Genomic DNA, 20,157 nt, shown 5'->3' on the forward strand with positions numbered 1-20,157 from the left:
CGCACCAGACGCCGCGAGGCCGCCCTTCGGGCGACGACGGGAATTTGACGACAGGACCTAGCGGGCCGGGGGCGCGGCACCCCCCCCCCGGGGTGCCGCGCCCCGCCGGTCAGGAGCCGAACAGCTCGGTCAGCTCGGTGAGCTTGCCGTCGCCGCCCACGGCCACGTCGAAGAAGTTCTCGCCGTAGCAGTCGCTGGTGTCGGCCTTGGCGGTGGCGGTGTCCTGCTCGGTGCCGTTGACGCAGACACGGATGTGCTGGAGGCCGCCGCCGGCGGCGGTCATCTTCGCCGGGCCGCTCTTCTTCACGTGCAGGACCGTGATGGGGGTGTCACCGGACTCGACGGTGTACTCGTGCTCCTTCCCGGTCGCCTGGTAGAAGGCACCCTCGCTGGAGCTGCAGTGCTGCACGGCGTCCTTGGTGGTGAGGGTGTTCATGGCGCCGGAGACGCTCTCGACCAGGACGTACTTGTGGCCCTTGGCGAGGGTCGGGCAGCCGCCCTTGGCGGAGGGGCTCGCGGAGGCCGACGGGCCGGCGGTGCCGTCGGCGTCGGCGGTCGTGTCCGTGGGCTGACAGGCGGTCAGCGTGAGCGCGGCGCAGCCCAGGACGGTGGCTACCAGGGCATGGCGGATGGACGGCATTGTTCCCCCGAAGTGGTGCGGCCCGGGCAGGAACGGCCCGGGTGATGGCATGTCGAACGGGCCGTACGTCCCTGTGCGGACGGCGGCCGGCCCGGGCCGAAGATCGACCCGGGCCGGAACTATATAGGCATGATCATGCCGCATTGGTGCAGAACTCGCCCCGCCCGACGTGTCACTTGAAGGTGTTGAACGCCTTCGAGAACGCGAACTTGTCCTGGGTGACCGAGCTGCACGTGGCGTCGGCGGTGGGCTTGGTGCCCCCGTCGCACTGCTTGTCGCGGGTCGCGGACCACATGGAGAGCCCGCCGAGCCCCTTGGACTTGGCGAAGTTCGCCAGCTGGGTGGCGTCGTCGACCTTGAAGACCTCGGAGGAGACGTCGTTGACGCCGATCATCGGGGTGACCGCGACCGTGTTCCAGGCGGCGGAGTCGGACAGCCCGAGCACGCTCTTGACCTGCGCCTGGGTGGCGGTGGCCGCCTGTTCGGCCAGGTCACCCATGTCGCCGCTGAACGAGGGGCCGTAGTCCATCGCCATGATGTTGACGGTGCCGATCTTCACCCCGTTGGACTTGGCGTCGGACAGGAGGTTCACGCCGTCCTGGGTGAGGCCCTGCGGCAGCACCGGGAGGGTGTAGGAGACGTCCAGGCCCGGGTGCTGGGCCTGGAGCTTGGCTATGGCCTGGGCACGGCGGGTGTTGGCGGCCGTGTTGGGCAGCGCGCCGCCCTCGACGTCGAAGTCGACCTTGGTCAGCTTGAACGCGTCGACGACCTTGCCGTAGGCCGCGGCCAGCGCGTCCGCGGAGGAGCAGGTGGTGGCCAGCTCGGAACCGGAGGCGCCGCCGAAGGAGACCCGGACGTCACCGCCCTTGGCGCGCAGGGAGCCGATCTGCGCGGCCACGCCGTCGCTGGTGACGTCCGTGACACCGCCCCACTTGGGGGTGCAGCCGCCGCCATCGGTGATGAAGGCGAGGTTGAAGTTCTTCACGCCGGTCGCGTCGGCCGCGGCGAGCAGGTCGAACGCCGGGTAGAGGGAGGTGTCGACGTAGGGCGCGAAGCCGGCGGAGGCGGTGGTGCCACTGCCGGTGCTGCCGGTCGGCGTGGGCGTCGCGCTCTGGGTGGGGGTGGCGCTCTGGGTCGGGGTCGCACTCTTGGTGGGGGTGGGGGTCGGAGTCGCCGACTGCGTCTGCGTCGGGCGGCCGCTCGGCTCGGGGGTCGCGCCGCCGTCCGCGGAACAGCTCTCGTTGTCGATACGGCAACCGGTGGGGTCCCCGGCGCCGTTGACGACGAAGCCGACGGTGACCGACTTGCCGGGCGCGAGGCCCTCGGTGTCCCACTTGGCCGGCTTCACGGTGACGTGCCGGCCGCTCGTGCTCGACTCGCCGTTCCACAGCGAGCTGAGCTTCGCGCCCGCCGGGAGGTCGAACTCCAGCGTCCAGGTCTTCTCCGCCTGACCGCTGTTGTTGGTGACCACGTACTGCGCGGTGTAGCCCGTCGACCAGTCACTGGTCTTGGTGTACGCGGCGTTCACGCCGGCCGCGTTCGCCGTGCCGGTCAGCAGGACCGCGCCGCCACCGACCACGGCCGCTGCGACCAGACCGCCGATCGCCTTGTTCCTGCCACTGATCCTGCGCCGGTGCGTGCTCATGCGCGTGCCTGCCTTCGGTGTTCACGGGGTGGGGTGGGCAGCACGCTAGCGGGCGGGAATCGGACAAACGGCTTGATAAGGACGGCCGTCGGGGATCTTATGGTGCGCTTAAGGAAGGGATCGGGGACGGTTAAAGGTCGAGACCAATTTGCCCGATCGGCGTCTCCGGACCGCCCCGCGGTGCCCCTTGCCCCCCGGCTTGCGCCCGTCCAGCTGGAACCAGATCCGCACCTCGGTGCCGCCCAGCACGGAGGAGCCGATACGGACGTCGCCGCCGGTGGCCTCCGCGAGCCGGCGCACGATGTCGAGGCCGAGGCCGGTCGAGCCCGCGCTGCCGGAACCGCGGCCACGGGCCATCGCCGCCTCGGGGTCGGATATACCGGGGCCCGCGTCCGAGATCAGCACGATCACCGCGTCCTCGCCGTTGTGCACGTCGACCGCGAAGGCGGTGCCCTCGGCGGTGTGCCGGAAGACGTTGCCGAGCAGCGCGTCCAGCGCGGCCGCCAGGTCGGCGCGGGCCACGGGTATACGCACCGGCCGCTCCACCCCGGCCACCCGCCACTTGCGGCCCTCGTCCTCGGCGAGCGCGGACCAGAAGTCCATGCGCTCGCGGACCACTTCGGCCGCGTCGCAACCGGCCCCGGGCCCGGCCGCCGCGGTCTGCGGCTTGGCCTCCCGGGCCGTACGGATGATGGTGTCGACCTCCCGCTCCAGCTGGGCGACGGCGGTCCGGGTCTGCTCGGCGGCCGGACCTCCGCCGAGGGAGGCCGCGTTCAGCCGGAGCACGGTCAGCGGGGTGCGCAGCCGGTGCGAGAGGTCGGCCGCCAGCTCACGCTCGTTGGCCAGGAGTTGGACGACCTGGTCGGCCATGGAGTTGAACGCGACGGCCGCCAGCCTCAGTTCGTTCGGGCCCTCCTCGGGCACCCGGGCGCCCAGCTTGCCCTCGCCCAGCTCGTGCGCCCCCTCGACCAGTCGCTGCGCGGGCTGCACCATGCGCACCCCGAGCCGGTCGGCGACCGCGACCGAGCCGACGATCAGCGCGAGGCCGACACCGGCGAGCACCGCCCAGGCCGTGCCGACGCCGTTGCTCACCTCGGACTCGGGGACGTACACCTCGACGACCGCGGTCCCGGAGCTGAGCGCGACCGGCTGCAGCAGCGTGGAGCCGCCGCCGACCGAGGTGGTGGAGGCGCGGCCCAGCTTCCGCACGGCCTCGATGTCCCGGTGGGCGGCGCGCTGCCTGCCCAGGTCGAGCGCGGCCCGGCCGTCGGCTGCGGGCAGGTGCACGGCCATCCCGGAGTCGGCGCCGGCGGAGGCCACCACCCGCTCCAGCTTGTCCCGGTCGGTGGTGATGGACAGGGCCGGGGCGACCGCGGCGGCCTCGCGCTCGGCGTTGGAGAAGGCGCGGTCGCGGGCCATCTCCTTGACGACGAGGCCGAGCGGCACGGCGAAGGCGACCACGACCATCGTGGTGACCGCCAGGCACACCTTGACCAGGGCCCATCTCATCGCGGCGGCTCCCCTTCCCCGTCGGCGAGCACGGGCGGCTCCAGCTTCACGCCGACCCCCCGCAGGGTGTGCAGATAGCGCGGCCGGGCGGCCGTCTCTCCCAGCTTCCGGCGCAGCCAGGACAGATGGACGTCGATGGTCTGGTCGTCGCCGTAGGACTGCTGCCAGACCTCGGCGAGGAGTTCCTTGCGCGCCACGACGACACCGGGGCGGCCGGCGAGGAAGGCGAGCAGGTCGAACTCGCGGCGGGTCAGATCGAGCCGGACACCGTCCAGTTCGGCCTGGCGGCGCATCGGGTCGACGGTCAGCCCCCCGACCCGGATGACCGGCGAGGGCGCGGCCTCGCCGCCGCCGGAGCGGGCCCGGCGCAGCACGGCCGCGATGCGCGCGGACAGGTGCTCGACCGAGAACGGCTTGGTCAGGTAGTCGTCCGCCCCGGCGTTGAGCAGCTGGACGATCTCCGCCTCGTCGTCCCGCGCGGTGGCGATGATGACGGGCACGTCGGTGATGCCGCGCAGCATCTTCAGGGCCTCGGAGCCGTCCAGGTCGGGCAGTCCGAGGTCCAGGATGACCACGTCGAAACGGAGATGGGCGACCTCGCGCAGCGCCTCCAGTGCCGTACCGACGCTGCGCACGGTGTGCGAGGCGTCGGTCAGATGCCGGATGAGCGCCGAGCGTACGAACTGGTCGTCCTCGACCACGAGAACACTTGCCATGCGCCGCACCGTACGCCATACGGCCGACGCCGGCCGGGGCCTGTGGATAACTCGGGACGAGTGCGCACTGCCGTGCCCCTGAGGCAGTATGGCCCGCGATGCGCAGAGGACTCGTACACGTACTGGCGTGGCTGCTCGCCACCGGAGCGGCGGTCACGCTGTCGTGGTGGGGTGTGCACACGGTGATGGCGGGGACGGCGTACGACCCGCCGCGCGCCCTGCCGATCACGGCGGCGGACACGGCCACGCAGCAGTCGAAGCCGCTGGATCCGCCGAGCACCCGGCCGTCCCCGTCGAAGAGCAGATCATCCGGATCACCGGCCCCCACCCCCTCCCGGACACCGTCCGGCGGCACCGCCCGGCCCCCGGCCCCGTCCGCCACCACCTCCGGCCAGGTCAAGTCCTACGACACCGACGGCGGCCGGGCGGTCTTCGACCTGGGCAGTTCGAGCGCGACCCTCGTCTCGGCGACTCCGGGCACCGGCTGGTCGATGCAGGTGTGGAAGACGCAGACGTGGATCCGGGTGGAGTTCAGCAGCGGCGCGGACCGCGTGTCGGTGTTCTGCACCTGGCACGACGGACCGCCGCATGTGGAGATCGGCACGTACTGACCCCCGGCGGGTGGCTCAGCGGAACACCGAGGGCGGCGGGGCCGGGGAGGCCACTGCCGCCGCGTCCGTCACGGGGGTGGCGCCGCCGGTGAAGTCGAGGAGCTGCTTGCCGTGTTCGACGCGGGCGGGGTGCGGGTCGGAGGCGGCGCGGCGGGTGAGTTCGGGGAGCGGCAGCGGAAGGTCGGAGGCGGCCAGGATGGCGTTGCCGAAGCGCTTGCCGCGCAGCACGGCCGGGTCCGCGATCAGGGCGAGTTCGGGGAATCGGGCCGCGGCGGTGGCGATCTGGCCGCGCAGATGGGCGAGCGGCGGGCCGTCGGCCAGGTTGGCGGCGTAGACACCGGAGGGCTTGAGGGCCCGGCGGACCTCGTCCAGGAACTCGGTGGAGGTGAGGTGGGCGGGGGTCCGGGCGCCGCTGAAGACGTCGGCGATGACCAGGTCGGCCCAGCCGTCCGGCACCTTGGCCAGCCCCTCGCGGGCGTCCGCCGCCCGCACCCTGATACGGGCGTTCGCATTCAACGGCAGCTCGCGTCGGACCAGTTGGACGAGGGCCGCGTCCCGCTCGACGACCTGCTGGGTGGAGCGGGGGCGGGTGGCGGCGACGTACCGGGCGAGGGTGAGGGCGCCGCCGCCGAGGTGCACCGCCTGCACCGGCCTGCCGGGCGGGGCGACGAGGTCGATGACATGGCCGAGGCGGCGCTGGTACTCGAAGGAGAGGTACGCCGGGTCGTCCAGGTCGACGTGCGACTGGGGCGCACCGTCGATCAGCAGCGTCCAGGCGCGGGCGCGGTCCGGGTCGGGTATGAGCTGCGCGAGCCCGCCGTCGACCGTTTCCACCACGGCCTCGACGGCGGCCGACCCGCGCCGGTTGTTCCTGGACCTGCCCATCCGTCCATTTTCGCAGCTGCGGCGACCGCCCGCTTCACCGGCAGCTGTCGGCCGCCCTGATCAGCCGGGCCGCCTCCCCGAGGGCCCGGCGCAGCACCACCGGATCGGTCGCGAGGTCGGCCTCGCCGGGCGGCAGCAGCCAGTCCGAGCCCTCGACCGGCGGCTGCGGGGCGAGCCGCAGCCCCTGCCCGTCCGTCTCGGTGCACGTGCTGCCCGGTACGTCCCAGCAGGCGGCGGTGCCCGCCGGCACCAGGAAGCCGAGGGTGTCGCATCCGTCGTCGTGCAGGACGGGCCCCACCGCCTCCCCGGCCCCCCGCCGCAGGATGTCGACCGCCTCCAGCCCCTGCCGGGCCGGCACCGTCACGAGGTCGCACGCCGCGTCGCCCGCCGTCACCGGCGACGCCGCAACCGGAGTGTCCGGCATACAAGGTTCGTTGCTCTGGCTGGTCTCCATGCCGGCCTCCACCACGCTGCCCTCTTGCAGTCCACGGAGAACAACGCGTGAGGGCGTCAACGGCTACGGCACAAGTGCGCCGCAAAGGATGGCAGTTCATGGCAGATCGTGGATGAGATATCCGGTTTGTAGCCAAACACAGCGTGGCGGGTCCGACACAGCAGGTACGTTCTTGCTCGCCGGGACCAGGGTGCCACTCGGACAACTCAGCCCGAATCCACCCCGGACCCGGCATGGTTCGACGGTTCGCACGAGAGGACCCGGCCATGGCGTCGTCAACCGAGACCTCGTCACAGCCCGAACGGCCACCCCGGCCGAACCTCGCCTTCCGGCAGCTGCGCGGCCGGCGCTCACCGGCCGAGTTCGCGGCACTGGTGCGGCGCGCCGCACGCGAGATCGGCGAGCGGGTGAGCTGTGACGCGCGTTACGTCGGCAGGGTGGAGGCGGGTGAGATCCGCTGCCCGAACTACGCCTACGAACGGGTGTTCATGCACATGTTCCCCGGCCGCACGCTCACCGACCTCGGCTTCGCGCCGCGCTCCTCCGTCCGCGGACGCGCGGCCCGTACGCCCGGGGACGCGCCCCCGGCGTTCGGTACCGCTGAGGCGCGAGGGGTCTGCGAGACGTATGACACGACGGACCGGTACAACCCGCAGGACCCGCACGACCCGCACGAGAACGACCACCTGGACCACGAGGAGAGCGACGTGCTGCGTCGCGCATTCATGACCGGCGGAGGCGCCACGGTCGCCGCCGCCACCATGGGCCCGCTGGGGCTCACCACCGACGCCGTGGCGGCGGCCCGGCCGCTGCGCCGCGCCGGAAGCCCCGAGGCGGCCGCCCTCGAGGAGGCCGTCCGCCGCATCCGGCTGCTCGACGACCGCCATGGCGCGGACGGCCTGTACCGGCGCGCAGCGGCGCCGCTGCGCGCTGCCTACGCGCTCCTGGACGCCGGGGCGACCCGGCAGACGACCGCCGATCGGCTGCACTCGGGCGCAGGTGAACTCGCCATCTCCGTGGGCTGGCTGGCCCACGACTCCGGGCGTTTCGACGACGCCCGCTCGCACTACGCGGAGGCACTCGCGACCGCCCGGATGACCGGCGACGCGGGTCTGGAGGCCCACGCCTTCTGCAACACGGCGTTCCTGGCCCGCGATGCCGGCCGCCCCCGCGAGGCGGTGCGCGCCGCGCAGGCGGCCCAGCGCGTCGGCCGCCCCCTGGGCTCCGCCCGTCTGATGTCCCTGCTCGCCCTGCGCGAGGCGGGCGGCTGGGCGGGGCTCGCCGACCGCGCCGGCTGCGAACAGGCACTGGCCCGGGCCCAGGCCCTCTTCGAGCGGGGCCACTCGGACGCCGACCCCGAGTGGATGAGCTTCTACGGAGAGGCCGAACTGGAGGGGCTGGAGGCGCAGTGCTGGTCGATGCTGGGCGACTGGCGGCGCGCGTCCCGGCACGCCCGGCGCGCGGCAGGCCTCCAGGATCCCCACTTCACCCGCAACATCGCCCTGTACACCGCCGAGCTGGCCGACGACCTGGCCCGCGGGGGTCGTCCCGACGAGGCGGCGCAGGCGGCGGTGTCCGTGCTCGATCTGCTCGACCAGGTCCAGTCGTCCCGGATCCAGGCGATGCTGGCGGGGACGGCACGCGTACTGCTGCCGCACCGGCGGGCGTCGGGGGTGTCGGACTTCCTGGACCGTCATGCGTCGTTGCCGCGGGTTGGGCGGGTGTAGGGGCGGGGACTGTCGGGTCCCGGTCGCCGGCTGCGGGCCGGTGGGGGCCGGTCGCTCCCCCGAGTTCTCGGCTTCGCTCGAACAGGGGGCACCCCCACCGCGGCGGAGCCGCGCATCGATACAGCCCCGCGCCCCTGGGGAGTTGCTGTCACCGTACTCGCAGCGGCGCCCTGCCAGTGCGGGGAAGCGTCCCCACCCCCGCCCAGCACCAGCCAGTCACCCCGCCAAGTGCCCCAGGTCGTTCCAGCTCTCGATGGCCGGATCCCCGTACGCCCAGCCCAGCACCGACAGCGAGGTCGGGTTCAGGCGGATACGCGCGGCGAAGTCCAGCGGCAGACCGAGCCACCGCGCGCCGATGGACCGCAGGATGTGCCCGTGGGCGAAGACCAGTACGTCACGGTCGGCGGACCGGGCCCAGGCCACGACCTCGTCCGCGCGCGCGGTGACCTCGGCGATGCTCTCGCCCTCGGGGACACCGTCCCGCCAGATCAGCCACCCCGGCCGCACGGCCTGGATCTCGGCGGGCGTCATGCCCTCGTACGCGCCGTAGTCCCACTCCATGAGCGTGTCCCAGGACTCGGCCCGCTCCCCGAACCCGGCCAGCTCGCAGGTCTCGCGCGCGCGTGCCAGTGGACTCGTCCGCACCTCGACGCCCGGCAGCCCGTCCAGCGGAGCGCGGTGGAGCCGTTCGCCGAGCAGCTTGGCCCCGCGCCGGCCCTCCTCCAGGAGCGGTACGTCGGTCCTGCCGGTGTGCTTGCCGGACAGCGACCATTCCGTCTGTCCGTGCCGGGCCAGCAGGATGCGCGGTGCCATGGGAGACCTTTCCGGAAGCAGCGAGGGTTCCCTCCATCATCGCTCACGCCGGGCAGGGGCAACCCGCCGGGAGATCCCGGCGTCTTTGAGGGCTGAAGCGCCCGCATGGCCGGGATACGCACCGCGTAAAGTGACACGGTCGCCCGCCGGGCGCCGCGCAGCAGAAGGGGGAGGGCATCGGATGCCGCAGACCGAGATACCGGGCACCGAGGCGGCCCCCCGAACCCGGCTGCGGTGGTGGACCGAGCTGCCCCTGATCCTGCTGGTCTACGGCTGCTACACGGCCGGCCGGCTCCTGGCGCGGGGTGACGTCTCCTCCGCCGTCGACCACGGCCTGGCGCTGCTGCGCGTCGAGAAGGCCCTGCACCTCAACGCCGAGCACCCGCTCAACCGGCTGTTCACGCGCGAGGCCTGGCTCGGCATACCGGCCGACTTCTGGTACGCCTCGCTGCACTACCTGGTCACGCCCGTCATCCTCGTCTGGCTGTTCCGGGCCCACGCCGAGCGCTACCGGGCGGCCCGCACCTGGCTGATGACGTCGACGTTCATAGGCCTGATCGGCTTCACCCTGCTGCCCACCTGCCCGCCCCGGCTGCTCGCCGACGGCCACGGCTTCGTCGACACGATGGCCCAGTACAGCTCCTACGGCTGGTGGGGCGGCGAGGCCAGCGCGCCGCGGGGCATGGGCGGCATGACCAACCAGTACGCGGCGATGCCGAGCCTGCACGTGGGCTGGGCACTGTGGTGCGGGGTCATGCTGTGGCGGTACGGCGGCACCCGTCTCACCAAGGTCCTCGGCGTCGCCTACCCGCTGGTGACCGCGATCGTCGTCATGGGCACCGCCAACCACTACTTCCTGGACGCGGTCGCGGGCGTCGCCGTGATGGGCGTCGGTCTGCTGCTCGCGCCGCGCGTGATGCGCGGTGCGGACCTGCTGCGGGCCCGGTTCAACCCCCGTACCCCCGCGGTCCCGTCGGGCACGGGTTCCCCGATTGTCAGTGCCGGATGCCAGACTTCCGCGGGTGAGCGAATTCCACGGCAGCGCGAGTCGCAGCGCGCATCCGCAGCCGAACCGGACGGCTCCCCCGCCGACGCAGGGGACGAGGCTCCGGCAGCGGCTCGCTGAGCTGCGCGGTCCCGACGTACCGGCCAAGTCCCTGGACGCGCGTGCCCTCGCGGCGCTCGCCGCGAACCCGGGGTGCCGCAGGCGGGCGATCCTGGACGGCGCCGGAGTGGACAAGGCGGCGCTGGCGAGCGCGCTGGGCGCGCCCTCCGGCTTCGGGCAGTCGCAGTTCGCGCTGACCCGGGGCAACGCGTTCGAGGCACGGGTGAAGGCGGACGGCGGCGCCGAGCTGCTGCGGCTGGTCCACGCCCGGCTGGACCCGGGCGCGGAGCCACCCGCCGGGGCGGCCGTCCCGGACCTGTCCGCGCACGGCCCCGAGGGGCGTACGGCCCGTACGGCGCTGGCGCTGCGCGAGGCCGTGGCGGCGGGCGGCTGGACGCTGCTCGACCACCCGATGCTGGCGCTGGACGTGGCGGGCTCGCTCGCCTTCCTGGAGCCGGACGCGGTGGTCGTGCACCCGGACGGCAGCTGGACCGTCGTGGAGATCAAGTCCTTCCCCATGCTGGACGGCTCGGCCGACCCGGCGAAGGTGGGCGCGGCCGCCCGGCAGGCGGCGGTGTACGTGCTGGCCCTGGAGGAGGTCGCGGCCCGGCTCGGCGCGCAGCCGGAGCCGGCCGGGGCGCCCGCCCGGGAGAGCGCCCCGGCCCCTCGGGTACGGCACCGGGTGCTGCTGGTGTGCCCGAAGGACTTCTCGAACCTGGCCACGGCCTCCGCCGTGGACGTGCGCAAACAGCGCGCGGTCACCGCCCGCCAGCTGGCCCGGCTCACCCGTGTCGAGGAGATCGCCGACGCCCTGCCCGAGGGCGTGTGCTTCGCACCGGACCGCCCGGCCGAGGAGCTGACGGCGGCCGTCGGGGCGGTCCCGGCGACGTACGCGCCCGAGTGCCTGTCGGCCTGTGAACTGGCCTTCCACTGCCGGGAACGCTCTCGCGCGGCGGATGCCGTGGCCCGTCTCGGCCGCCCGCTGCGGGCCGAACTGGGCGGCCTGACCACGGTCGAGGACGTCCTCGCGGCGGCCCGCGGCGAGAGCGGCGACCCCGACGACCCGGCGGTGGCCGCCCTGCGCCGGGCGGCGAGCCTGCGCGCGGAGGCGCTGGCCACGGCCGGCCGGGCGGTGGCCCCGTGTCCCTGATCGCCACCCTGGCCCGGCTCGAGGCCGTCAGTACCGGATACGCCCAGCCGGCCGCGACCGTCCGCCACCGGCACCTGTCCGAGCGCCCCCTGGTGTTCGTGCCGCTCACCACCGCCGGTGAGGCCGGCGCCCCGCTCGGCGCGCTCGTCGGCACCGACCGGGACGCGCCCCGGCTGCTGGTCGTACCCCAGCCCCGCGACCGCGACCTGCGCTTCGCGTTCCTCGCCGAGCTGGCCGACGTCGTCCTGCCGTACCTCGACTCCTACGCGGAGGACGTCGAGGCGGCCGAGCGGGGCGAGACCGACCCGGAGACCGGCAAGCGGGTCAAGGTCGAGGTCGAGCTGTGCACGGACGCGCCCCAGCTGATCGTGCCGAGCCGCGCGGGCGTGGACTTCGTACGGCTGCTCGGCCGCTCCATGCGCTTCCGCCGCACCGCCGAGCAGGACCCGGAGACGCCCCACCCGGCGCCGCCCCGCATCCCCCTGCTGGGCCGCTGGCTCACCCACTACGGCGAGCGGGCCCGGGTACCCGGCTCCTCGCTCCTCCTGGCCCTGACCGACGTGCTGTCCCGGCACTGGGCGACCGGCCAGTCCAGCCTGGAGGACCAGCACCTGGGCGCGCTGCTCGCCTGGATCGCCCCGCCCGGGGGCGGCACCGGCGCCGAGGCCGCCCACCGGGCCGAACTGGCCCGCGACGCCGACGGCCAGCTGCTGTGCCCGCCGGCCGGTCCGGCCACCGACCCGGCGTTCGACAACAAGCTCCTGGCCCCGGCCATCGAGCGCTACGACCGCGCGCGCGGTGCGCTGGCCGCCGCCGAGGACGCGCTGCAGGCCGACGACCGGCTGGCCGCGCTCACCGCGGCCGAGCGGGACATCCGCGAACTGGTCGAGAGCCGTACCCGGCCCACCTGGGACGCGGTGTGGCGGGGCCTGGACCTGTTGCGGGCACTGCCGCAGGGGTCGCATGCCGAGGAGCGGTGGACCCGGGACCGCTGGTCGTTCACCGGCCACCGGGACCGGGTCGTGGCGGGCGAGCCGCCGCAGCCTCGTCGCGACGACGCGGTGACGGCGGCGAACAAACTGGCCACGCGCGAGCGTGAGCAGGCCCGGCTGGAGGCCCAGGAGGCGCTGGACGACCCGCTGGTGATGGCCGGGCGGCGGCTGGCCGGGGAGGCCTTCGCGGGCGAGGTGACCGATGTCGTCATGGCGTACAGCGAGGGCAGGCGGCCGAGCCCGCGCCCGCTGGTGACGGTCCGCACGGACGACCGGCCGCATCTGGCGGAGCGCGCGAAGGTCTACCGCTCGCTGGGCGGCAAGCCGCAGGCCGCGGAGTTCGCCGGGTACGAGGGCTCCGCGGACGACGGTGTGCTCGTCCTGCGGATCGTGGACAAGATGGGCCGGGGCAAGGAGCCCGAGCCCGGTTCGGTGCCGGAGAAGGGCGACGCGGTCTGCTTCACCCTCTTCGAGCACGAGCAGCGCGGCGGCGCGAAGCTGCCCGACCCGGAGGAGACCCCGTGGACGCACGGCGGCCCGCCGGGCGAGGCCGTGCCGGAGGCCCCTGACAGCATGACCGAGGAGGACGTCCTGTGACGACGGTCGACTTCGACCCCGGAGCCGCTGCCACCCGCGCCACGGACGCGATCCTCCACGACACCCTGCGGGGCACGGAGCGGGGTGTGGTGGTCGACTCCCCTCCCGGCGCCGGGAAGTCCACCCTGGTGGTCCGCGCGGCCCTGGAACTCGCCGAGGCCGGGCGCCCGTTGATGGTGGTCGCGCAGACGAACGCCCAGGTGGACGACCTGGTGCTGCGGCTCGCCGAGAAGAACCCCGAGCTGCCGGTCGGCCGGCTGCACAGCAGCGACAGGGACGCCTACGACAAGGCACTGGACGATCTGCCGCAGGTCCGCATGTCGGCGAAGGCGGCCGAGCTGACCGGCCTCCCGGTCGTCCTGTCCACGGCCGCGAAGTGGGCGCACGTCAAGGTGGACGAGCCGTGGCGGCACGCGATCGTCGACGAGGCGTACCAGATGCGCTCGGACTCCCTGCTGGCCGTGGCCGGCCTGTTCGAGCGGGCGCTGTTCGTGGGCGACCCGGGCCAGCTGGACCCGTTCGCGATCGTGGGCAGCGAGCAGTGGGCGGGCCTGTCGTACGACCCCTCGGCCTCGGCGGTCACCACCCTTCTGGCGCACAACCCGGGCCTGCCCCAGCACCGGCTCCCGGTCTCCTGGCGCCTCCCGGCCTCCGCGGCCCCGCTGGTCTCGGACGCCTTCTACCCCTACACGCGGTTCCGCAGCGGCACCGGCCCCGACGACCGCCGTCTCGCCTTCGCCGTCCCCTCCGACGGTTCGGGCCCGGACCGGGTGATCGACGAGGCGGCGGAGTCCGGCTGGGGTCTGCTGGAGCTGCCGGCCCGGCACACCCCGCGCACGGACCCGGAGGCGGTGCGGGCGGTGGCGACGGTCGTACGGCGCCTGCTGGACCGCGAGGGCGCGGCCGTCTCGGAACGTTCCCCGGACCCCTCCCCCCTCACCCCCGACCGCGTCGCCGTCGGCACGGCCCACCGCGACCAGGCGGCGGCGGTCCGCTCGGCGCTCGCGGAGCTGGGCGTCACGGACGTCACCGTCGACACGGCCAACCGTCTCCAGGGTCGCGAGTACGACGTCACGGTCGTCCTCCACCCCCTCTCCGGCCGCCCCGACGCCACCGCCTTCCACCTGGAGACCGGCCGGCTGTGCGTCCTGGCCTCCCGCCACCGCCACGCCTGCATCGTGGTCTGCCGCGCAGGAGTCGGCGACCTGCTGGACGACTACCCGTCCACGGAACCGGTCCAGCTGGGAACGCTGGTGAAGTTTCCCGACGGCTGGGAGGCGAATCACGCGGTTCTGGCACATCTGGCGGAACATCGCGTGAGCTGGCGGCCTTGAGTCTCCCGGTGGGTGTGCGCGGGACCTCCGGCGACTGAGGGGTCCCCTTGCGCCCACGCGAGACAATGGTGGGTGGCCCGCCTCCCGGCGGGGCCCACCGGACCGTACGAGGAGGAGACGAGACATGGCGGAGCCCACGCCGCGTCGGCATGAACCGCGGCTACGCCCCGCGCCCCTGATCTTCGAGCCCGCGGAGGCGGCCTCCGATCCCGAGCACTTCTTCGACCTGGAGTCGATGGAGGATCCGGGCGCGCTGCTGGCGCGGGCGACGGAGCTGGCCCTGGCCTTCCAGGCGGCGGCCGACCGGGCGGTGGAGTTCCAGGCCGTCGCGGCGGCCCAGCTCGCCGACCCGGGCCGGTTCGACCGGCTGACCCCGGCGGACATCGCCGAGCGGGCGGAGTGGACCGAGGACTACGCCCAGAAGATGGTGGAGTTCGGGCGGGACCTGCTGCGCGGCGCCGACACGGAGGGCCGCAGCCCCGTCGACCCGGTCTAGCCCACGCGCCTGGCATATGCCAGGCGGGCAAGATACTCCTGCCCGCCCACGCCTGTCCCGGTTTTCCGCAACTCAGGAGAACCGCGCACTCACGGCCGGTAGATGTAGTCGGCATGAGCTGCACACCGCATGTCACCTGCGCCACCGCCGACGGAGCCGCCTGGCTGGCCTCGGCAGGAACGTATCCGCGAAGCACGCTCGCCCTGTGGCAGGAGCGCCCGGACGCCCCGCTGGTCCTCCCGTGCGGCGCGGTCTTCGACGTGGTGAGCGCCCCGGCGGTCTTCGGGCGCCGGATGCTGGACCGCTTATGGGACGAGGGGCCGGGATCCGGCCCGGTCGCGGTGTTCCGGGGCCGCATGCTGCTGTTCGCCGCCCCGGGCACGGCCCAGCGGCTGCCCTCGCTGCTGAGCTGGGAGGAGTGGGGGTCCCACCGCACGGAGGCGGTACCGCCGCTGCTCTGCCACGGCACGGGAGACGCGGTGACCGTCCCCGCCCTGTCCGGCGACGCCTCCCCCACCCCCGGCGGCTCCCGCTGGCTGGTCGCACCGGACACCCGTCACCCCTGGCTGCCGGGCCCCGAGGTCCTGCTCTGGGCGGCCGTACGGGCCGCCCGTACCGCGGTGCGAATTTCGATTTTTCCTCCCGCCGACCAGGATGCTAAGGTCTACGACGTCAGCAGGCGCCGCTAGCTCAGTTGGTTAGAGCAGCTGACTCTTAATCAGCGGGTCCGGGGTTCGAGTCCCTGGCGGCGCACGATGACGACGGCGAGGCGGGTTCGCAGAAAGCGCGAACCTCCTCGCCGTCTCTGTTTCTGCGCGGCTTCGCCGCGCGTTGTGGGGGCTCCGCCACCCAAACCCCCGTACGACGGCGGGTCGGTTTCGAAAGATTCCGGCCCGCCGTTTTCGTATGCACTGGCGCCGCAGAAGGCAGAATCCGGCCGAGCCCCGCGGGCGACAGGATTCAGCCTTCCAGCCCCGGCGTGATCTTCACCGTCCACGCCCCGGACGCCGTCCGCCCCTCCACCTCGACCTTCACACCGTCCCCGGGCACCGTGAAGCTCTCCCCGAGGGAGACCGGGGCGTCGGCCAGGGGCGGGTAGACCGAGTTCTCCCAGCACGCCTCGGTGTGCGGGTGGGCGTCCACCACCTCGACCGGACCGCCGCCGGACTCCGCGCCACCGCGCACCCGGTAGACCAGGACTCCCTGCCGGCAGCCCGCGCGGTCGTTGCCCACCGGACCGCGCGCCTCGAAGGCCAGGACGCTGTCCGCGCCGGTGCGCACCACCGCCAGTTTCGTGCCGCGGCCGAGGCCGAAGGCCGGGGCACCGGCCGCACCCTGCACCGGGATGCCGGGGCCCGCCGCCAGCGGCTCCAGGGTCAGCCGGGTCGGCCCGGCACCCCGCACGCACATCACCTGGCGCGGGTCCAGCCAGCCCAGCTTCCACTTGTGCCAGGCGAACAGGTCCGGGGACAGTCCGAACTGGCTGCCCATCAGGTCCCAGTCGCCGACGTAGGTGTCCCAGTCGCCCTTGCCGTCGACCGGGCGGTGGTAGAGGTCGGGGAGGTCGAAGACGTGACCGGTCTCGTGGGCGAGGACCAGCCGGTCGGGCGGATGCCTTTCGAACACCGTGACGACCCGGCGCACGTCCGTGCCGTCCACGTGCATGGGGGTGTCGAGGTTGACGACCTTCGTCGCGTCCGAGTCGACACCGGGAGCGTCCGGGTCGGCGACGAAATAGACGACGCGGTAGCGGGAGAAGTCGACCTCCTGGTCCGCCACGGCGAACGCGTCGCGCAGATAGGCGGCGCGGTCATCGGCGCTCCAGTCGCGCTTCATGGCGTACGAGGTCGACGGCTGCGGCATGCGCAGCCAGTGGTCGAGCGGGTGCGGGCGCAGCGTGAACCGGCCGTACGAGGCCTGTTCGAAGAAGCGGCTGGTGGCCGGGAAGTGGTCGGCGGTCAGCTCGGCGGGGGTGGTGCGAGGGGTGGCGTCCGGGAAGGACAGGAAGATCATGACGGCGTCGAGCGCGCCGGTCGGGCGGGTGTATTCGGGGTTCCAGGTGTCCACGCCCTCCGAGTGGTGGGCCTCGCTGCGGTGCAGGGCACAGGGGGCCGTCGAGAAGGGCTCGGCGACCGACGGGCCGGTGAGGATCGAGGTCGCGGCGAGCGCCGACATCGTGGTGAACACGGCGGCGGTGCTGCGCAGCTTGGGCACGAAAGGACCTCCGGACGCGGTTCACGGGACACCGAATCCAGACTGTGGTAGTTCATAACTGTTCGTCCTGTTTGCCTGAACCAGAAGGGTGAGTACGTCCATTTGGGCGCCGGAGTGCATCAACAGCCGACACCCCGAAACACTCACGGAACGTCACAACTGGTCGGGGGCCTGAAGAACCCGTCCAGGTGCGGGCAGAAACGATCTGTCAGAACCTGTGGTCTGTCCGGGACACTGGAGAGTGGCTGGAAGGCCTCCGGGCCAGCCTCTATGATCGGCACACTTTCCGGCACGGACAGAGATCGAGTGCACTGCGGGAGCGAGCGGTGAGCGGAACGTCCGAAGGGCCGACGCCCGCGGCAGACCTCGACCGGTCAGCCGTCACAGACAGTGACCACAACACCTATCGCCGTGTCTTCGCGGCGGCGACGCTCGCCATGGCCGTCGTCGATCGCGAAGGTCTCGTCGTCAGCGCCAACCCCGCGCTCGGCGACCTGCTCGGCGCCGATCCGGACGGGCTGACCGGACGAGCCGCCGCCGATCTGGTGGACCTGGCCGCGGACGCACGCACCTGGCACGCCTACCGCGAGGTCCTGCGCGGCCGGCAGGCCAGGCTGCGCTGCACCCGCCGGCTGAAGCATCCCGAGGGGCACTCGGTGTGGGTGCAGGTCACCGTCGCCCCGCTGGCCGGCCGCGAGCCGGGCGTCCTCGTGTCGGTCGCCGACATCGGCGCCCGCCGCGAACTCCAGGCCCGGCTGCGGCACTTGCAGATGCACGACCCGGTGACCCGGCTGCCCAACCGGACCCTGTTCTTCGAGCGCCTGACGGCCGCGCTGGAGGCGGAGTCGTACGAGCAGAGCGGCACCGGCCGGATCGGCCTGTGCTACCTGGACGTGGACGGCTTCAAGGCCGTCAACGACACCCTCGGCCACCGCGTCGGCGACCGGCTGCTCTCGGCCGTGGCCGAGCGGCTGACCCAGGTCGCCGACGAGACCGGGTACGCCCGCGCCGGTACCCCCCTGGTGGCCCGGCTCGGCGGCGACGAATTCGCCCTGCTGGTCGAGGACTCCACCGGCACCGAGCAGCTCGCCGACCTCGCCGAGTCCGCGCTGAAGGCCCTGGAGGCACCCTTCGACCTGGCCGGTCAGCGGCTGTCGCTGACCGCGTCCATCGGGGTCGTGGAACGGCACGCGGCAGGTACGACCGCCACGGGCCTGATGCAGGCCGCCGACACGACGCTGTACTGGGCGAAGGCGGACGGCAAGGCCCGCTGGACCCTGTTCGACCCCGAGCGCAACGCGCACCTGGTGACCCGTCAGGCCCTCTCCTCCGCCCTCCGTCCCGCCATCGAGCGCGGTGAATTCGCCCTCGAGTACCAGCCGTTGGTGGGCATGGAGGACGGCCGGCTGAGCGGGGTCGAGGCGTTGATCCGCTGGAATCATCCTCAGTTCGGCACACTGACGCCGAATCGGTTCATCGGACTGGCCGAGGAGGACGGTTCGATCGTGCAGCTCGGCCGCTGGGCGCTGGAGACCGCCTGCCGGCAGGCCCGCCGCTGGCAGGTGGACCACCCCGACGAGCCGCCCATCTTCGTCAGCGTGAACGTGGCCGTACGCCAGGTGTGGGACTCCGACCTGGTGGCCGACGTGGCCCGGACCCTCGCCGAGACCGGGCTCGCCCCGCACCTGCTCCAGCTGGAGCTGACCGAGTCGGCCGTCATGGGCTCGGCGGGCCGCCCGCTCCAGGCCCTGCAGGCCCTCAGCGACATGGGCGTCCGTATCGCCATCGACGACTTCGGCACCGGCTACTCGAACCTGGCCTACCTGAGCCGGCTGCCGGTGTCGGTGCTGAAGCTGGACGGCTCCTTCGTGCGCGGCTTCCAGTACGAGGGCGACAAGAGCACGGTGGCCGTGCCGCCCAACCCGGCCGACGAGGTGATCGTGGAGGCGATGATCCAGCTGGCCCACCGCCTCGGCCTGACGGTCACCGCGGAGTGCGTGGAGACCTCGGCACAGGCCACCCGGCTGCGCCGGATCGGCTGCGACACCGGGCAGGGCTGGCTGTACTCCCGTCCGGTGCCGCCGGATCGTATCTCCGAGCTGCTGGGCGGCCAGGCGGCCTACGCGGTGGGCAAGCCGTAGGCGTCGGCGATCAGTTCGTAGGAGCGCACCCGCAGCTCGCCGCGGTGGGCGTGCGAGGTGAGCATCAGCTCGTCGGCGCCGGTGCGCTTGTGCAGGTCGTCCAGGCCGGAGCGGACCTCGTCCGCCGTGCCGTGCACGATGTTGCCGGTCCAGGAGGCGACGAAGTCCTCCTCCATCGGGCCGAACTCGTACTTCTCGGCGTCGGCCGGGTCGGGGAACAGGCCCGGGCGGCCGGTGCGCAGCCGGAGCATGTTCAGCGCGGCGGCCCGTACCTGGCGGCCGGCCTCCCGCTCGTCGTCCGTGGCGAGGGCGGAGACGCCGATGAGGGCGTACGGTTCGGCCAGCACCTCGGAGGGCCGGAAGGTCTGCCGGTACAGGTCGAGGGCCGGGATGGTGTTCTGCGCGGAGAAGTGGTGCGCGAAGGCGAAGGGCAGCCCGAGGAGACCGGCGAGGCGGGCGCTGAAGCCCGAGGAGCCGAGCAGCCAGATCGGCGGCCGGTGCGCGGACTGGACGCCGCCGGGGCTGCTGCCCTGCACCGGGCCCGGGATCGCGTGGATGCGCCGGTAGGGATGCCCGTCGGGGAAGTCGTCGTCCAGGAAGCGGGTGAGTTCGGCCAGCTGCTGCGGGAAGTCGTCGGCGCCCTCGGCGAGGGTGTCGGTGCGGCGGAGCGCGGCGGCGGTGGCACCGTCCGTGCCGGGCGCCCGGCCGAGCCCCAGGTCGATCCGCCCCGGCGCCAGCGCCTCCAGCGTGCCGAACTGCTCGGCGATCACCAGGGGCGCGTGGTTGGGCAGCATGACGCCGCCCGAGCCGAGCCGGATGCGGTCGGTGTGGGCGGCGAGGTGGGCGAGGATCACGGCGGGCGACGAGGAGGCGACGCCGGGCATCGAGTGGTGCTCGGCCACCCAGTACCGGTGGAAGCCGCGCGACTCCGCGAACCGGGACAGCTCCACGCTGGTGCGCAGCGCGTCGGTGGCGGTACTGCCCGCGCCGACGGTCACCAGGTCCAGTACGGAGAGGGGGACGGGGGCGGTCCCGTGCGTCGTGCCCCGGATCTCGTCTGCCGACACGGTGTGAGCCTCCTGTTGTGGCCGTGAGCTGTTCTGCCCGGGCCTAACAGGAGGCGGTCCC

At 73.3% G+C, this 20,157-nt stretch carries 18 protein-coding genes and 1 tRNA gene; 10 read left to right on the plus strand and 9 right to left on the minus strand.

Features of this window, described 5'->3' with window-relative positions; genetic code table 11:
- Positions 1 to 109 precede the first annotated feature (109 nt).
- The 4 genes from FB157_RS22605 to FB157_RS22620 all read right to left on the minus strand — a co-directional run bounded on the left by FB157_RS22605 (position 110) and on the right by FB157_RS22620 (position 4,510).
- Positions 110 to 640 carry a hypothetical protein gene (locus tag FB157_RS22605; RefSeq protein WP_145882433.1) on the minus strand — a complete coding sequence of 177 codons (531 nt, stop codon included), beginning with the start codon at positions 638 to 640 and terminating at the stop codon, positions 110 to 112.
- A 172-nt stretch (positions 641 to 812) separates the two neighbouring features.
- Complete coding sequence (locus tag FB157_RS22610) at positions 813 to 2,285, minus strand: cellulose binding domain-containing protein (protein WP_145882434.1); 1,473 nt, start codon at positions 2,283 to 2,285, stop codon at positions 813 to 815.
- 108 nt (positions 2,286 to 2,393) lie between these two features.
- Positions 2,394 to 3,794, minus strand: a complete 1,401-nt coding sequence (locus FB157_RS22615; RefSeq protein ID WP_145882435.1) for a HAMP domain-containing sensor histidine kinase — start codon at positions 3,792 to 3,794, stop codon at positions 2,394 to 2,396.
- Positions 3,791 to 4,510: a response regulator transcription factor gene (locus FB157_RS22620; protein WP_186581638.1), complete on the minus strand. Its 720-nt coding sequence runs from the start codon at positions 4,508 to 4,510 to the stop codon at positions 3,791 to 3,793. Before FB157_RS22620 ends, FB157_RS22615 begins: the two co-directional genes overlap by 4 nt.
- 98 nt (positions 4,511 to 4,608) lie before the next feature.
- Between FB157_RS22620 and FB157_RS22625 the strand changes: the two genes are divergently transcribed.
- Positions 4,609 to 5,121 carry a hypothetical protein gene (locus FB157_RS22625; RefSeq protein WP_145882436.1) on the plus strand — a complete coding sequence of 171 codons (513 nt, stop codon included), beginning with the start codon at positions 4,609 to 4,611 and terminating at the stop codon, positions 5,119 to 5,121.
- A gap of 15 nt (positions 5,122 to 5,136) precedes the next feature.
- Here FB157_RS22625 and FB157_RS22630 read toward each other — a convergent pair whose 3' ends face one another.
- Positions 5,137 to 6,006: a spermidine synthase gene (locus FB157_RS22630; protein ID WP_145882437.1), complete on the minus strand. Its 870-nt coding sequence runs from the start codon at positions 6,004 to 6,006 to the stop codon at positions 5,137 to 5,139.
- Positions 6,007 to 6,040: 34 nt separating this feature from the next.
- Positions 6,041 to 6,460 carry a hypothetical protein gene (locus FB157_RS22635; protein WP_261386447.1) on the minus strand — a complete coding sequence of 140 codons (420 nt, stop codon included), beginning with the start codon at positions 6,458 to 6,460 and terminating at the stop codon, positions 6,041 to 6,043.
- A gap of 266 nt (positions 6,461 to 6,726) precedes the next feature.
- On the opposite strand from FB157_RS22635, the gene FB157_RS22640 reads away from it, so the two are divergent.
- The gene (locus FB157_RS22640; RefSeq protein WP_145882439.1) at positions 6,727 to 8,187 is read left to right on the plus strand and encodes a hypothetical protein; all 1,461 of its coding nucleotides are present in this window, start codon (positions 6,727 to 6,729) and stop codon (positions 8,185 to 8,187) included.
- 216 nt (positions 8,188 to 8,403) lie between these two features.
- On the opposite strand, the gene FB157_RS22645 is transcribed toward FB157_RS22640, so the two are convergent.
- A complete protein-coding gene (locus FB157_RS22645) occupies positions 8,404 to 9,000 on the minus strand; it encodes a histidine phosphatase family protein (RefSeq protein ID WP_145882440.1) in 597 nt (198 codons plus the stop codon).
- Between the two features lie 181 nt (positions 9,001 to 9,181).
- Here FB157_RS22645 and FB157_RS22650 point away from each other — a divergent pair, with 181 nt between their 5' ends.
- The 7 genes from FB157_RS22650 (at position 9,182) to FB157_RS22680 (ending at position 15,427) form a co-directional block, all read left to right on the plus strand.
- The gene (locus FB157_RS22650; RefSeq protein WP_145882441.1) at positions 9,182 to 10,126 is read left to right on the plus strand and encodes a phosphatase PAP2 family protein; all 945 of its coding nucleotides are present in this window, start codon (positions 9,182 to 9,184) and stop codon (positions 10,124 to 10,126) included.
- A 1-nt stretch (position 10,127) separates the two neighbouring features.
- The gene (locus tag FB157_RS22655) at positions 10,128 to 11,255 is read left to right on the plus strand and encodes a hypothetical protein (protein ID WP_145882617.1); all 1,128 of its coding nucleotides are present in this window, start codon (positions 10,128 to 10,130) and stop codon (positions 11,253 to 11,255) included.
- Entirely contained in the window at positions 11,246 to 12,844 is a 1,599-nt protein-coding gene (locus FB157_RS22660) for a hypothetical protein (RefSeq protein ID WP_145882442.1), read from the plus strand. The genes FB157_RS22655 and FB157_RS22660 overlap by 10 nt, the downstream gene beginning before the upstream one ends.
- Entirely contained in the window at positions 12,841 to 14,178 is a 1,338-nt protein-coding gene (locus tag FB157_RS22665) for an AAA domain-containing protein (protein WP_145882443.1), read from the plus strand. Before FB157_RS22660 ends, FB157_RS22665 begins: the two co-directional genes overlap by 4 nt.
- A gap of 124 nt (positions 14,179 to 14,302) precedes the next feature.
- Positions 14,303 to 14,674: a hypothetical protein gene (locus FB157_RS22670; protein ID WP_145882444.1), complete on the plus strand. Its 372-nt coding sequence runs from the start codon at positions 14,303 to 14,305 to the stop codon at positions 14,672 to 14,674.
- A gap of 113 nt (positions 14,675 to 14,787) precedes the next feature.
- Entirely contained in the window at positions 14,788 to 15,363 is a 576-nt protein-coding gene (locus FB157_RS22675; protein ID WP_145882445.1) for a bifunctional DNA primase/polymerase, read from the plus strand.
- Positions 15,354 to 15,427 (plus strand) — tRNA-Lys (locus FB157_RS22680). The genes FB157_RS22675 and FB157_RS22680 overlap by 10 nt, the downstream gene beginning before the upstream one ends.
- Positions 15,428 to 15,634: 207 nt before the next feature.
- On the opposite strand, the gene FB157_RS22685 is transcribed toward FB157_RS22680, so the two are convergent.
- Positions 15,635 to 16,849: a M6 family metalloprotease domain-containing protein gene (locus tag FB157_RS22685; protein ID WP_145882618.1), complete on the minus strand. Its 1,215-nt coding sequence runs from the start codon at positions 16,847 to 16,849 to the stop codon at positions 15,635 to 15,637.
- A 365-nt stretch (positions 16,850 to 17,214) separates the two neighbouring features.
- On the opposite strand from FB157_RS22685, the gene FB157_RS22690 reads away from it, so the two are divergent.
- Positions 17,215 to 19,029, plus strand: coding sequence for a bifunctional diguanylate cyclase/phosphodiesterase (locus FB157_RS22690; protein WP_145882446.1), 1,815 nt, complete (start codon positions 17,215 to 17,217; stop codon positions 19,027 to 19,029).
- On the opposite strand, the gene FB157_RS22695 is transcribed toward FB157_RS22690, so the two are convergent.
- Complete coding sequence (locus FB157_RS22695) at positions 19,008 to 20,096, minus strand: LLM class flavin-dependent oxidoreductase (protein WP_145882447.1); 1,089 nt, start codon at positions 20,094 to 20,096, stop codon at positions 19,008 to 19,010. The genes FB157_RS22690 and FB157_RS22695 overlap by 22 nt on opposite strands.
- Positions 20,097 to 20,157 lie beyond the last annotated feature (61 nt).

The organism is Streptomyces sp. BK340, from assembly GCF_007827595.1.
Classification (GTDB): Bacteria; Actinomycetota; Actinomycetes; order Streptomycetales; family Streptomycetaceae; genus Streptomyces.

Bases quoted from the DNA above. Each gene is read 5' to 3' on its own strand.
- FB157_RS22605 (WP_145882433.1), bottom strand. From the start codon at position 640: ATGCCGTCCATCCGCCATGCCCTGGTAGCCACCGTCCTGGGCTGCGCC.
- FB157_RS22610 (WP_145882434.1), bottom strand. From the start codon at position 2,285: ATGAGCACGCACCGGCGCAGGATCAGTGGCAGGAACAAGGCGATCGGC.
- FB157_RS22615 (WP_145882435.1), bottom strand. From the start codon at position 3,794: ATGAGATGGGCCCTGGTCAAGGTGTGCCTGGCGGTCACCACGATGGTC.
- FB157_RS22620 (WP_186581638.1), bottom strand. From the start codon at position 4,510: ATGGCAAGTGTTCTCGTGGTCGAGGACGACCAGTTCGTACGCTCGGCG.
- FB157_RS22625 (WP_145882436.1), top strand. From the start codon at position 4,609: ATGCGCAGAGGACTCGTACACGTACTGGCGTGGCTGCTCGCCACCGGA.
- FB157_RS22630 (WP_145882437.1), bottom strand. From the start codon at position 6,006: ATGGGCAGGTCCAGGAACAACCGGCGCGGGTCGGCCGCCGTCGAGGCC.
- FB157_RS22635 (WP_261386447.1), bottom strand. From the start codon at position 6,460: ATGGAGACCAGCCAGAGCAACGAACCTTGTATGCCGGACACTCCGGTT.
- FB157_RS22640 (WP_145882439.1), top strand. From the start codon at position 6,727: ATGGCGTCGTCAACCGAGACCTCGTCACAGCCCGAACGGCCACCCCGG.
- FB157_RS22645 (WP_145882440.1), bottom strand. From the start codon at position 9,000: ATGGCACCGCGCATCCTGCTGGCCCGGCACGGACAGACGGAATGGTCG.
- FB157_RS22650 (WP_145882441.1), top strand. From the start codon at position 9,182: ATGCCGCAGACCGAGATACCGGGCACCGAGGCGGCCCCCCGAACCCGG.
- FB157_RS22670 (WP_145882444.1), top strand. From the start codon at position 14,303: ATGGCGGAGCCCACGCCGCGTCGGCATGAACCGCGGCTACGCCCCGCG.
- FB157_RS22675 (WP_145882445.1), top strand. From the start codon at position 14,788: ATGAGCTGCACACCGCATGTCACCTGCGCCACCGCCGACGGAGCCGCC.
- FB157_RS22685 (WP_145882618.1), bottom strand. From the start codon at position 16,849: ATGTCGGCGCTCGCCGCGACCTCGATCCTCACCGGCCCGTCGGTCGCC.